Here is a 12,306-nt window from a genome sequence, read left to right as displayed (position 1 = left end):
GCGGCGGGCGGCCACATCGGGACGAAACTGCCCCCGCGTTCCGTCTACGCTGGGGGGTCGGGCCGCGCGCCCCGTGCCCTCCGTACCACCACGGCCGAGGAGACTTCCCGATATGCCAGGAGACCGCCCCACCATGCCGCCCGTGCGGCTCCGCACCGAGGCGGAACTCGCCCGGGACGCGCTCGCCGCGCCGCTCCTCGCCCGCGCGGTGCGGCTCGCCCGCTGGGCCGAGCCCGGAAAGCCGGTGGCGGTGGGGGGCGTGCTGTCGGCCGAGGATCTGCGGGCCGCGGTGGAGCTGCTGGACCTCGCGGCCGACGAGGAAGGCGCCGAGCACGTCGCCCAGGCGTGGCAGCTGGCCGTCGACACCGGGCTGGTCGCGATCCAGGAGTCCGAGGCCGACGACGCGGCCGAGGCGGACGACGTGGACTCCGTGGCCGACGGCGAGAGCGAGGCGCCCGCCATCGCGACCAGCGGTGAGGAACTGCGGCTGATCACCGGCGGCAGCCCGCAGGACGTCCTCGACATCTGGCTCGACGGCTTCGAGACCGTCCTCGCCGACGCCGCCGCGCCCGACCTCGCCGACATCGTGGACCAGATCAGCGAGGGCGGCGAGATCGACCTCGACTCGATCGACTGGAACCCGGAGGAGGAGGCCGAGTTCCTGGACGGAATCCTCGGCAACCTCTACCTGCTCACCGCCATGGACGAGGAGGCGGCCGTCGGCGCGGTGCCGCTGCCCGCGCTCGTCGCCTCCATGGTCGTCCCCGACGACATGGACGAGCCCACCGACGACATCCTCGAAGAGGTGTCGGAGGCGATGGTGCGGCTGGACGACCAGTTCCGGCTGCTCGCCCCGACCGGTCTGATCGAGTACCAGCCGGTGGACGAGGCGCTGATCGAGGAGGTCGACGGGGAGGTCCGCCTCCACGAGTCCGACCCGGCGCGGCAGCAGCCGCAGGACGACGAGGAGGACGTCTCCCGCTACGGGATGGTCCGCCTCACCCCCCTCGGCGTCTACGCCGTCCGCTCCCGCATGCTCGACGCGGGCGTCGACGCCCCGGTCGTCGGCGATCTGGCCGACAAGGGCGCGGACGTCCTGCTGGACACCCTCCCCGGCCACCCCGAGTCCGCCGCGCACGCCGAGGCCGAGCTGTGGCTCGACCGCCGTACGCCCGACGGGGCCGCCCGGGAGCTCCTGGCCGCCGCCCGCGGCGACGACGAGGACGCCCCGCTGCGCCGGCTCACCTGCCAGCAGACGCTGTCGCTGGTCGGCGGCGCGGCCGAGCCCGCCCTGCGGGAGGTGCTGGACGACCGTCACCTGGGCGGGCTGGCCCGGGTGTGGCTGGCCGAGCACGGCGCGAAGGACATCCCGGAGCCGTCGGAGACCATGGTCTTCTGGCTGACGGTGGACACCCTGGCCGCGCAGCTCGCCGCGGAGGACGACTCCGAGGAGCTGCGGGACCTGGTGCGCGGGCTGGTCGACCAGTCCGGCGGCTTCTTCGAGTCGGCCTGGAAGGTGGACCACCCGGCGACGGCCGACGTGCTGGAGGCGATGGGGCGGCTGCACCCGGACAAGAAGGCCGCGAAGGAGGCCCGGAAGGCCGCGTTCAAGGCCCGCTCCCGGGCGTAGAGTCTCCTGGCGGCGATGGACGGACAGCGGACAGCGGACAGCGGATGACGGAGAGCGGGTAGCGACCAACGGCCAACGGCTGACGTTCAACAGGTAACGGATGACAGATGTCGAAATCTGTTATCGCCTGCATGGGCGTCGATATCTGTCAGCGAGACATCGATGGGCCCGTTTGGTCCGTCGATGTCTCGTTCCGTTCAACTGCTGTTCGGTCTGGGACGAAAATCTATGCGCGCAGTCCCCAGCATGGCGTCCGCAGCCAGGACCTCGCCGCTCAGGAGATAAAGATGCCCCTCACCCGAAGAGACTTCGCGAAGCGCTCCGCCTACACCGGGGCCGGGTTCGCCCTCGTCGGCAGCGCCGGGGTGCTCGGCACCGCGCCCGGCGCCCTGGCGGCGGAGGCCACCGGCAGCGCCGCGGGGCTCGGTTACGGCCCGCTCGTCGCCGACCCCAAGGGCATCCTGGCCCTGCCCAAGGGCTTCACGTACAAGATCATCACCCGGACCGGTGAGACGACGCTGGAATCCGGCGAGTCCACCCCGTCCAACCACGACGGCACCGCGACCTTCGAGGGTCCCCGCGGCGCGACGCTGCTCGTCAACAACCACGAGCTGAAGGGCCCCCGCGCGGACTGGCCGCACCCGGTTCCGCTGATCGACGGCCTGGTCTACGACCCGGCGGCGTCCGGCGGCTGCACCGTGGTCGAGGTCGCCAAGCACGGCGACCACGTCACCGAGTGGGTGGGCATCGCGGGCACCTCGACCAACTGCGCGGGCGGGCGCACCCCGTGGGGCACCTGGCTGACCTGCGAGGAGACCGAGGACAAGGCCGGCCAGAACGGCATGACCAAGGACCACGGCTACGTCTTCGAGGTCGATCCGCAGGACCGCGAGGCCAACCGCGACCCCAAGCCGATCAAGGCGCTGGGCCGGTACGCGCACGAGGCGGTCGTCGTCGACCCCAAGCGCGGCCACCTCTACCTCACCGAGGACGCCTCCGGCCCGAACGGTCTGTTCTACCGCTGGGTCCCGCCGCACGGCTTCGAGCACGGCCGCGGCCGGCTGCGCACGCTGAAGGACGACGCGGGCGTGCTCCAGGCGCCCAAGTGCTACGACTCCGGCGGCAACTTCGTGGACGACCTGTCCCGCGCAACCAGGACCGGCACGGTCTACGGCGTGGACTGGGAGCCGGTGCGCGACCGCGACGCCAAGTCCGTGCCCGTCCGCAAGCAGTTCGCCGACGGCCAGATCACCCGGGCGCGCAAGCTGGAGGGCATGTGGTGGGCCGACGGGGGCGCGTACATCGTCTCCTCGTACGCCCGTGAGGAGAGCCCGGTCCAGCACGACGGCCAGGTCTGGTTCTACGACCCCAAGCGCCGCACCCTCACCCTCAAGGTGCTGCTGGGCGTCAACCCGGACCCGTCGAAGGACGGCGCGTTCGACGGCCCGGACAACATCACCGTCTCGCCGTACGGCGGTCTGGTGATCGCCGAGGACGGCGAGGGCGTCCAGCACCTGTTCGGGGCGACGGACGACGGCCGCACGTACCCGATCGCCCGCAACGACCTGAACATCGGCTCGGCCGAGGAGCCGGAGTTCAGCGAGTTCACCGGCGTGGTCTTCTCGCCCGACGGGGCGACCCTGTACGCCAACATCCAGGAGCCGGGCATCATGCTGGCGATCACCGGCCCCTGGCGCCGTCAGCGCTGAGCGGCCTTCACGGCGGGGAATCCCGGGGGCGGGCGACTGCGTTGACGCGTAGGTGACCTCGCGCCTTCGTAACGTGCCCTTCTCCGTCCTGGACCGCTCCCGCACCCGGCAGGGGCGGGAGCGGTCCCAGGCGCTGCGCGACACCGTGGGCTTCGCGCGGCAGGCCGAGGCTCTGGGATTCCACAGGTTCTGGGTCTCGGAGCACCACAGCGTCCCCGGCGTCGCCGGGTCCGCGCCCACCGTGCTGGCGGCCGCCGTCGCGGCGGCGACGGACCGCATCCGGGTGGGCACCGGCGGTGTGATGCTGCCGAACCACCGCCCGCTGGTGGTGGCCGAACAGTTCGGGGTGCTGGCCTCCCTCCACCCCGGCCGCATCGACATGGGGCTCGGCCGCTCGGTCGGCTTCACCGACGGCATCCGCCGCGCCCTGGGTGCCGAGAAGGACGCCGCGCGGGACTTCGGCGCGCACCTGGCCGAGCTGCTGGGCTGGTTCACCGGTGAGCAGCGCGCCTACCCCCAGGTCCACGCCCACCCGGCGGAGGGCCTGACCCTGCCCGCCTTCGTCCTGGCGACGGGCGCGGGCGCCGATGTGGCCGCCGAGGCCGGGCTGTCTCTCGTCATCGGCGATCTGCGCGGCAGGGACCGCATGCTCCGCGCGATCGACCGCTACCGGGCGGGCTTCCGCCCCTCGGCGTGGTCGTCCGCCCCGTACGTCGTCGTCTCGGGCAACGTGGCGGTCGCCGACACGACGGAAGAGGCCCGCCGCCTCCTCGTCCCCGAGGCCTGGGCGATGGCCCACTCCCGCACCCACGGCAGCTTCCCCCCGCTCGCCCCGCCGGAGGAGATCGCCGCGCTGGACATGACGGAGAAGGAGCGCGGCTTCTACGAGGACGGGCTGCGGGGCCAGCTGTACGGCACGGAGGACGAGGTGGCCGCCGCGCTCGATGAGCTGATCGGGAGCAGCGGCGCGGACGAGGTCCTGGTCACGACGAGTACGTACGACCAGGACGCCCTGCTCGACTCCTACCGCCGCCTGGCGAGGCTGGCCGGCCTGGCGCCGCTCAGCGCCGTGTGACGCGGGTTCGGCCAGCTCCGCCAGCAGGTCGACCACCGGGTCCACCGCGCCCGGCTCGAACATCTCTGCCGACGACTCGTCGTATGTCGCGGCGACGCTCTCTGCGAAGTACCTGTCCTCGTCGTCATGGCCCATGGCCGGGACCGTACTGCGGCGGCGCGGCCGGGCGCGCCCCGTTTTTTCCGGTCAGACGGCGACGAGAGTGACCCGGCCCCCGCACAGTTTTTCCATGTCGTCCGTGTCCGACGTCAGCATGACCACAGGGCCGGGCTGGTGCAGCGCCGTGACCGCCACCATCGCGTCGATGGCGTACTTGTGGCCGTGCAAACCGGTCTCCTGGAGCAGGAGCGCGGCTTCCTTCGACCAGTCCACGCTGAGGGATTCCACGCGGACTTGGGAGAGCACGTAGTTCCAGCGTGCGCGTTTGATGCTCCCATGCTGGGCCTCGATGAGGGTGGCGCCGCTGACCACCCGGTCCGCACCGCGATCCAGCGCCGATCGCACCATGTTCATCACGGCCCGGTCCTGCTCCAGGTACAGCGACAGTCCCTGGCTGTCCAGGACGAGGCAGCCGCCCCCGGTCAGACGGCCTCGTGCCACCGGGACTCCCGACGCTCGGCCGCGGCCCAGACGTCGGCGGCCGCCTGACGCTCCGCGCCGGTGAACGGGCCGTTCTCATCCTCGAACTCGGCGAGGTATTCGCGGGTGGCCTGGTTACGCAGATGCTCCTCGATGGCCACGGCGACGAGTGCCGAGACCCCGCGATTGCCCGCGTAGTCGCGCAGGGCCCGCACGGTGCCCTCGGGGAGGGACACGCTGATCGCCTTGGCCGGGCCTTCGCCGAGGCCGGGCTCTGCCGCTTCTTCTGCCACGTGCCCTAGTTTAGCAATCCGCTTCATAATGCGGCTTGCGCATGACGGAACGGCCGAAGCTGCGGGTCTGCCTCGGTGCGCCCCCCCGGTGCGGGACCGGGCCGAGCCCGCCGGGGGCGCACCCCGCCCGGGACTCAGAGGGCCTTGCCCGCGGGCTTCGCCATCCCGCGCACCGTGCGCGAGTCCACGTACTCGCCCATCGCCGTCATCTCCCACTCGCCCGAGAACTGCCTGATCAGCTTCGCCATCATCACGCCCGTCCGGGGCTCGGCGTGGGTGATGTCGAAGCGGACCAGCTCCTCGTTCGTCTGGGCGTCCACCAGGCGGCAGTACGCCTTGGCCACGTCCGTGAACTTCTGGCCGGAGAAGGAGTTGACGGTGAAGACGAGGCCCGTGACCTCCGGGGGGAGGCCGCCCAGGTGGACGGTGATGGACTCGTCGTCGCCGCCGCCCTCGCCGGTGAGGTTGTCACCGGAGTGCTGGATGGCGCCGTTCAGGATGGCCAGCTTGCCGAAGAAGCACGCGTCGATCTTCTTGCGGTCGGCGCCGAAGGCGATCACGGAGGCGTCCAGGTCGATGTCGGCGCCACGGAAGGCGGGCTCCCAGCCCAGGCCCATCCTCACCGAGCTGAGCATGGGGCGACCGCCCTTGACCAGGGAGACGGTCTGGTTCTTCTGGAGGCTCACCCGGCCCTTGTCCAGGTTGATCTTCCCCGAGGAGGGCGGGGCCGCCGGCATGGGCGGCGGCGGAACGGAGGCCGCCGGGCCGGTCGGCGGGGGCGCGTGGGTGACCGGGGGCGCGGGCTGCGCGGCGGGCGCGGCCGGGGCGGCCGGGGCGGCGGGTTCTTCCACCGTCACGCCGAAGTCCGTCGCGATGCCCGCCAGACCATTCGCATAGCCCTGCCCCACGGCCCGCACCTTCCAGGCCCCGCCCCGCCGGTACACCTCGACGACCACGAGCGCCGTCTCGGCCCCCAGCTGGGGCGGGGTGAACGTGGCGATCACGGCGCCGTCGTCCGCCCCGCGCACGGTGGCGGTCGGCTCGGTGCCCGCGAAGGTGGCGCCGGGGGCGTCCAGGCTGGCCGTCACCACGATCTTGTCGATGTCCGGCGGAACGGCGGCGGTGTCGACGGTGATCGCGTCACCACCGCCCCCGGCCCCGGCGCGGTGGCTCACGCCGGGGCCGGTGGGCTGGTTGTAGAACACGAAGTCGTCGTCGGAGCGCACTTTGCCGTCGGCGGTGAGCAGCAGGCCCGATACGTCGAGCCGCACGGGCGCGGTGACGTCAACCGCCACGCGCGCGACGGAGAGGGGGAGGTTCGAGCCGGGAGTCATAGCGGTCATGTCCGGGGTAACGAACGTCCCTGCTTTACAGTTCCTTGACCTGGTGCGAATGCCGGGTGCCGGGTGCCGGGTCCTGGTGCGGCTGCGTCGTGGGGGCGCGGCCCTCGCGCGTCATCGGTGGCCACCGGTTGGTGGTTCCAGCACCTGCCCGGCGACCGACAGCCGGCGCCCGCGAGTATCAGCGGCGGGTTTCGATCTTCAGGTCACCCGCGGTCACACCGCGGATGTGGTCACTGGCGAGCATGTCGTGAGGGAAGCCGAGTTCGGGCGCGCCGGCCCCGTCGAGGCGGGCCAGTTGGGAGGCGGTGAAGTCGATCTCCAAGGCGCCCAGGTTGTCCTCCAGCTGCGCGGGGGTGCGGGCGCCGATGATCGGTGCCGTCACGCCCGGGTTCCGCAGGGTCCAGGCCAGCCCGACCTGGGCGGGTGTGCGGCCCAGCTCCGCGGCGACCTCCTTCACCACGTCCACGATGGCGAGGTTGCGTTCGGACGGCGAAATGGCGAGGCTGCTGCTGGATTTCGGCACCCTTCCGCCCTCGCGGCGCAATGCGATGTGGCTGTGCCTGATGCATCCGGAGGTGCGTGAGTTCTATGTCGACCGCGAACGCGTCGTGCGGGAGGGGATCGCCCACCTGCGCGCCGCGTGGGCCGCGCATCCGGAGGATCGGGCGTTGACCGACCTCATCGCCGAATTCACCGCTCATGACGAGGAATTCGCGCGCTTGTGGGCCGAGCGGGACGTCAAGGTCAACGGCCGCGGGCGCAAGGTGATCCGGCATCCTGAGGTCGGTGTGATCGCCGTGCATTTCGAAGTGCTGATGCCACTTCAAGATCCGGACCATCGGTTGGTGATCCACCGCGCCGCGGACGAGGAGAGCCAGTCGGCCTTGGAGCGGTTGTGCGCGCGGTGAGCCGGGCGGGTACGGACGGCGGTGGCCGCCAGAGTGGTGTAGCGCATCGTGAAGCCGGCCCCCAGAGCGTCGATAGCGCTCCGACCGCGCCCAGTATTTCGGTCAGCTGGTCGGAGCGAAGCCGGGTGAGGCCGCGCCGGTAGTGGGGAGCAGGTTTTCGCGCGGGCACGCGCGCGGGCGCGAGGGGCTTGTGCGGCAAATCGAGACAGCGGCCAGGACTGGGGCGACGGCGTCGTCGTCTCCACCGCGGGCAACGGCGAGCGGTTCGGCGAGGCCTCACTGCCGTTCGACCAGTTCGCCTCGCGGCTCTACATCTTCCACGCCGACCCGCTTGAGCAAGGCGAACCGGAGCGGGTGCCCGCCGAAGACATCGCGCGGATCATCGGCTACATCGAGCGCAGCTGGGGCACCGAACGGCTGCCCGCGGGGATGCTGCAGGCCCTCGAAGGGCCCACGAGCCTGTGAGCTTGACCTTGACACGGTGACAAGGTCTTGACTGCGGATGTGGACACGAACACGGCACGCGCTCTTCAGGGGCTCGAACACAACAACGCGTCGGTCAGGCTGCGGGCGGCGCTGGCGGTCGGCACGACCCCGGACCCCCGGTTCATCGGCACGCTCGTCGAGCGGTGCGCGATCGAAGCCGAATTCTCCGTGCGCGAGATGCTGACGTGGGCACTCACCCGCCACGCGGCGGCGATGACGGTCCCGGTGCTGTGCGCCGAAGTCCGCTCGGAGCGTGCGCAGGCACGGAGCCAGGCGCTGCACACCCTGTCCAAGATCGGGGATCGGGGAGCCTGGCCGGTGATCACACCGGCGCTGCTGGCCGACGCCGACGACGAGGTGGCCCGCAGCGCCTGGCGGGCGGCGGTCGTGCTCGTACCTGAAGGCGAGGAGCGCGAGTTGGCCGCAGGGCTGGCGACACAGCTCGGGCGCGGCGGGCGCGAGACGCGGCTGAGCCTCAGCCGGGCGCTGATCGCGCTCGGGGAGGTGATGCTGCCGACGCTGGACGCCGCGACGACCCATCCCGACCCTCGCGTGCGCGCACACGCGATCGCCACGGAACGGCTGTGGCGCGACCCGGACGCCGGGTTCGAGTTCGCGATGGAGGAGGCGAAGCGCGTCGTGGCCCTCGGCGCGGGCGGCTCAGGAGGGGCGGGGGCAGGCAGTGCTGATCGGTGATGTCGCGCGGCGTGCCGGGGTCAGCGCCCGCATGCTCAGGCATTACGAATCGCTCGGCCTGGTGCGGCCGACGGGCCGTACCGACTCCGGTTATCGGGAGTATTCGAGCGAGAACATCCGGCGGATCTTCCATATCGAGAGCCTGCGGTCGTTGGGGCTGTCGCTGCGCGACGTCAGGCGCACGCTCGATGACCCCGGCTTCGCGCCCGCCGAGCTGGTCGACGACCTCATCCGCCAGACGCGGGACCGTATCGCGGCGGAGACGGAGCTGCTGACGCGACTGCGTCGGATCGGGGCCGCGGAACCCGCCGGGTGGGAGGACGTCCTCCAGACCGTCGCGCTCCTCCAGGCGTTGGGGTCGACGAGCGCGGCGGCGCGGCAGCGCGCGGCCCTGTCGGCGGTCGAGGACGTGCCCGTGCCGGTGGAAGCACTGGTCGAGGCCGTGCTGAGCGAATCGGATCCGCATGTGGCCGGGGCCCTCCGCTGGGCGCTGGCGCAGGCGGGCGGGGACGGGCCGGCACTGCTGGCGGACGGCCTCGGCTCCCCGGAGGCCGAGGTGCGCAAGCGTGCCGTCCAGTGCGTCGCCGAGATTCCGAACGACGAGGCGACCGCGTTGCTGCGGGACGCCCTCACGAGCCCCGACGTCGTGGTTCGCGGGTACGCGGCTCTGGCGCTCGGGGCGCGGGGAGTGGCCGACGCGGTCCCGACGCTCATCGACATGATCGTCGAGGAGCGGAACGACGTCGACGCGGCCGACGCGCTGAGCACGCTGGCGCGTGATCCCGCGCTGGCGAATCAGATCGCCACCGGGCTCGTCGACTGCCTCGCCCGAGCCGCCGTCGGAGCGGCCGCACGTCGACGGCTGACCCAGGCGCTCGCGGACATCCCCGGGAGCCTGGCGTCACGTGCCCTCGCGGATCTGTCGCATGACGACGACCGCGCCGTCGCGCTCACCGCGACGTACATCCTCACGCTGCGCGGCAGCGAATGAGCGGTCAGCCGTCCGCTTCCGCCACGGGGGCGGAAGCGGACTCCATCGCCTCCACGAAGCGGCGCACCGTCTCCGCGTCACACTCCCCGCGCACCGTTATCGACCGCCCGTTGGCGCTGATGACGACGGCGGGCGCGGTCGGGCGCGCGGCGCGCCACGCGGCGTAGGACAGCCCGAGGTTCAGCGCGCCGAGCCCCTGGGGGTGCGTTGCGAAGGCCCGGGGTCACCTGGCCCGGGACCGGAGGAATCGGTGGCCGAGGACAACGGCCCGCCCATGCGCCACCGGGATTTGCACGGCCGGGCCGGTACTGCGAGGGTGTCAGTCAGGGGAGCACACGGGCCATGACTCCTGTGCCGGATCGTCCAGCCACGCGCGTTGACCGTGCGCGGTGACCGTAAGTCCGAAGCGGGTCAGCTCAGGAGAACCCCGGCGCTTCCACCAGCGGTAGGCGTCGGTCACCTCGTCCCACAGGCGCCGGGCCCCTGACTGCCAGACGGAGGCTCGCGCCTCCTCGTCCCGAAACATCACGCACGCCCAGGAGCTGTCCGTCAGGCCGTAGAACCACACGGGTCGCGCGCCGTCGCGCTTGACCGCTACGGCCTGGCGGCACTGGAACACCCGGAGACCGAGCACGAACGGCAGGTCCGTGAACCGACCGGTGACGAACTCCTCCTCCGTGATGTCCGTGGCGCTCCGCTCCGCGTCTTCCAGGTGTCCAGCCGACAGGTAGTCGTCATGACGGGTCGTGGGGCCGCGCTGTGCGCGGAGTTTCATGAACTCCACGGAGCGAGTGAAAGGGCCCGTGGCCACCCCTGACGTGACCGTCAGCCGAACCATGGCGTCCGCGTTGCTGTAGAACGTGCCCCAGGGCGCGAGGATGGCCCCGCCGGGCCGGGTCTGGTTGATCCACGCCGTGGGCACGCTGCGGATGCCGACCGTTGCAAGGACGCGGTCATAGGGAGCCGCGTCCGGGCAGCCCTCGAACCCGTCGCCCACGACCACCTGGGGGTACAGGCCATGCCTGCACAGGCATTCGCGGGCCGCCGCGGACACCGCCCCGTCCACCTCGATCGTCGTCACGTTTTCGCGCCCCAGCCGGTGGGTGAGCGCCCCAGCCGTTTCCCCGGTGCCCGTGCCCACGTCCAGCACCCGCAATCCGTCCTCCACGCCGAGGTCCTGGAGCAGGGAATAGACGACGGACGGCATGGACGACGAGCTGGTGGACAGTTCCCCGGGGCCGGGGCCCCGGTGTGCCCCGTCGTCCCACTGGGTCACGATGGGAATGTCGCTGTCCGCGGCGTCGTACCAGGCGTCCGGGTCCTTCTGCCGGTCGACGGGGCTACTCGTGCGGGTGGTCATGTCATAGGGCCAGATGAGATCCGGGAGGAACATGGCCCGGTCCACGGCCGCGAATGTCGGCGCCCAATCCGAGGAGAGGGCGCCGGACTCCATGAGGACTCGCCCCAGCTCCTTGCGGCTGGGGCGGTCCGTACGCAGAACGTCCAGTGTCACTTGCGGTGCTTCCCGTCGCCCTCGGGGCTGGAACCGTCGGGGCTCGGGGGGTCCTGCGGGGGTTGCCAGGGCTGGCCGGGCGTGTTGTCGTCGTCGCCCTGGGCGTTCAGGTTGATGTTTACCCTCATCGTTGTCTCACCGCTCCTCATCGGTCGGTTGTGCTGGGTGAGCAGCACGCTAGGGATGGCGGTGGGGCCACCCCAAGGAAGTTCCACAGAGTTCCACGCGGATCACTCCAGGGCGCTGATGGCGGAGGTGATCAGGGCCCGCGCGTCGCCCCCGTAGACCGCCAGACGGGAGAACTCCCCGAACGCCTTCAGGTACTGGCGCACTTCAGTGGGTGCGGTCACGTTCACGCGGGCAGTCAGCAACTCCGCTTCGGCCTGTTCGTCGTCGTAGACCGTGAAGGTCTCGATCATCCACATACGGCGTTCGGCGGTGAACGGAATCACCCCCAGAGAGACGGACGGGAACGCCATGACGGACAGCAGATAGCCCAACTGGCCGGCCATCGTCTCCGTGTCACCCACACGATGGCGGAGGACCGACTCCTCCACGAGCAGTGCGAACCGGTGGTCTCCCTCGCGCACGACGCGCGCCGAGCGGGCCAGCCGAGCTTCTACCGCGTCTGCCACGTCGTCCGGTGTCTCGTGAAACTGACTGATGGACCGCAGCAGGGCCGTGGCATATTCGTGCGTCTGGAGGACGCCGGGGACGACGTTGGCGCAGTAGGTCCGAAAAAGCCGTGTGCGCTCATAGAGAGCGGCGTAGGACTCCTGGAGTCTGCGCAGCCCCGTGCGCTGGACACGCCGCCACTCCACATACATGTTGTCGGCGGAGCGGGCCGCCGCGATCAGGTCGGGGGCCTGGTCCTCCGCCCGGCACGCGGCACACCATCGACGTATGTCGTCGTCCGATGGCGGGGTCACGGCATTCTCCAGCCGGGACACCTTGGACTTGTACCAACCGGCCCTCTCGGCCAAGCCATGGCCGGTCAGGCCCGCGTCCCTCCGTAGCTCCCGGAGTCGGTCGGCAACGCTCCTACGGGCAGCCTGGACGCTTGATGACGGAGACACGGGCATG

The 12,306-nt window shown here is 71.4% G+C and carries 12 protein-coding genes and 2 pseudogenes; 6 read left to right on the top strand and 8 right to left on the bottom strand.

Annotated features, from left to right (window positions below; all coding sequences use genetic code 11):
• Positions 1 to 112 precede the first annotated feature (112 nt).
• The 3 genes from ASC60_RS23800 to ASC60_RS23790 all read left to right on the top strand — a co-directional run bounded on the left by ASC60_RS23800 (position 113) and on the right by ASC60_RS23790 (position 4,414).
• Positions 113 to 1,630, top strand: a complete 1,518-nt coding sequence (locus ASC60_RS23800) for a hypothetical protein (RefSeq protein WP_055554230.1) — start codon at positions 113 to 115, stop codon at positions 1,628 to 1,630.
• Between the two features lie 287 nt (positions 1,631 to 1,917).
• Positions 1,918 to 3,339 (top strand): alkaline phosphatase PhoX, encoded by a 1,422-nt coding sequence (locus tag ASC60_RS23795; protein ID WP_055554228.1) that lies wholly within the window; start codon positions 1,918 to 1,920, stop codon positions 3,337 to 3,339.
• A gap of 52 nt (positions 3,340 to 3,391) precedes the next feature.
• Positions 3,392 to 4,414: an LLM class flavin-dependent oxidoreductase gene (locus ASC60_RS23790; protein ID WP_055554226.1), complete on the top strand. Its 1,023-nt coding sequence runs from the start codon at positions 3,392 to 3,394 to the stop codon at positions 4,412 to 4,414.
• A gap of 186 nt (positions 4,415 to 4,600) precedes the next feature.
• Here ASC60_RS23790 and ASC60_RS23785 read toward each other — a convergent pair whose 3' ends face one another.
• The 4 genes and pseudogenes from ASC60_RS23785 to ASC60_RS23770 form a co-directional block, all read right to left on the bottom strand.
• Entirely contained in the window at positions 4,601 to 5,014 is a 414-nt protein-coding gene (locus ASC60_RS23785) for a PIN domain-containing protein (protein ID WP_055554224.1), read from the bottom strand.
• On the bottom strand, positions 4,996 to 5,286 hold the full coding sequence (locus ASC60_RS23780; protein WP_055554222.1) for a hypothetical protein: 291 nt from the start codon (positions 5,284 to 5,286) through the stop codon (positions 4,996 to 4,998). Before ASC60_RS23780 ends, ASC60_RS23785 begins: the two co-directional genes overlap by 19 nt.
• A 134-nt stretch (positions 5,287 to 5,420) precedes the next feature.
• A complete protein-coding gene (locus ASC60_RS23775) occupies positions 5,421 to 6,620 on the bottom strand; it encodes a TerD family protein (RefSeq protein WP_055554220.1) in 1,200 nt (399 codons plus the stop codon).
• A gap of 187 nt (positions 6,621 to 6,807) precedes the next feature.
• Positions 6,808 to 7,116, bottom strand: a pseudogene (locus ASC60_RS23770) (aldo/keto reductase); the annotation flags it as partial.
• Here ASC60_RS23770 and ASC60_RS23765 point away from each other — a divergent pair.
• The 3 genes from ASC60_RS23765 to ASC60_RS23755 all read left to right on the top strand — a co-directional run bounded on the left by ASC60_RS23765 (position 7,097) and on the right by ASC60_RS23755 (position 9,710).
• Positions 7,097 to 7,537, top strand: a complete 441-nt coding sequence (locus ASC60_RS23765; protein ID WP_234357098.1) for a hypothetical protein — start codon at positions 7,097 to 7,099, stop codon at positions 7,535 to 7,537. The pseudogene ASC60_RS23770 and the gene ASC60_RS23765 overlap by 20 nt on opposite strands.
• Positions 7,538 to 8,041: 504 nt before the next feature.
• Positions 8,042 to 8,719 carry a HEAT repeat domain-containing protein gene (locus ASC60_RS23760; protein ID WP_234357097.1) on the top strand — a complete coding sequence of 226 codons (678 nt, stop codon included), beginning with the start codon at positions 8,042 to 8,044 and terminating at the stop codon, positions 8,717 to 8,719.
• Entirely contained in the window at positions 8,706 to 9,710 is a 1,005-nt protein-coding gene (locus ASC60_RS23755) for a MerR family transcriptional regulator (RefSeq protein ID WP_055554214.1), read from the top strand. The genes ASC60_RS23760 and ASC60_RS23755 overlap by 14 nt, the downstream gene beginning before the upstream one ends.
• A 4-nt stretch (positions 9,711 to 9,714) precedes the next feature.
• On the opposite strand, the pseudogene ASC60_RS43100 reads toward ASC60_RS23755, so the two are convergent.
• The 4 genes and pseudogenes from ASC60_RS43100 to ASC60_RS23745 all read right to left on the bottom strand — a co-directional run.
• Positions 9,715 to 9,897: pseudogene (locus ASC60_RS43100) on the bottom strand (hypothetical protein); the annotation flags it as partial.
• A 132-nt stretch (positions 9,898 to 10,029) separates the two neighbouring features.
• Positions 10,030 to 11,223 (bottom strand): methyltransferase domain-containing protein, encoded by a 1,194-nt coding sequence (locus tag ASC60_RS23750; RefSeq protein ID WP_234357096.1) that lies wholly within the window; start codon positions 11,221 to 11,223, stop codon positions 10,030 to 10,032.
• Complete coding sequence (locus tag ASC60_RS43775) at positions 11,220 to 11,351, bottom strand: hypothetical protein (protein WP_267892819.1); 132 nt, start codon at positions 11,349 to 11,351, stop codon at positions 11,220 to 11,222. Before ASC60_RS43775 ends, ASC60_RS23750 begins: the two co-directional genes overlap by 4 nt.
• Before the next feature lie 102 nt (positions 11,352 to 11,453).
• Positions 11,454 to 12,305, bottom strand: a complete 852-nt coding sequence (locus ASC60_RS23745; protein ID WP_055554212.1) for a helix-turn-helix transcriptional regulator — start codon at positions 12,303 to 12,305, stop codon at positions 11,454 to 11,456.
• Position 12,306 lies beyond the last annotated feature (1 nt).

The organism is Streptomyces sp. NBRC 110028 (assembly GCF_001417735.1).
GTDB lineage: Bacteria > Actinomycetota > Actinomycetes > Streptomycetales > Streptomycetaceae > Streptomyces.
Note: the sequence above shows the minus strand (reverse complement) of the source record. Positions and strands in the feature narration are given on the sequence as shown.

Coding starts and splice junctions, on each gene's coding strand:
- ASC60_RS43775 (WP_267892819.1), bottom strand. CDS start 11,351: ATGAGGGTAAACATCAACCTGAACGCCCAGGGCGACGACGACAACACG.
- ASC60_RS23765 (WP_234357098.1), top strand. CDS start 7,097: ATGGCGAGGTTGCGTTCGGACGGCGAAATGGCGAGGCTGCTGCTGGAT.
- ASC60_RS23800 (WP_055554230.1), top strand. CDS start 113: ATGCCAGGAGACCGCCCCACCATGCCGCCCGTGCGGCTCCGCACCGAG.
- ASC60_RS23745 (WP_055554212.1), bottom strand. CDS start 12,305: ATGCCCGTGTCTCCGTCATCAAGCGTCCAGGCTGCCCGTAGGAGCGTT.
- ASC60_RS23795 (WP_055554228.1), top strand. CDS start 1,918: ATGCCCCTCACCCGAAGAGACTTCGCGAAGCGCTCCGCCTACACCGGG.
- ASC60_RS23775 (WP_055554220.1), bottom strand. CDS start 6,620: ATGACTCCCGGCTCGAACCTCCCCCTCTCCGTCGCGCGCGTGGCGGTT.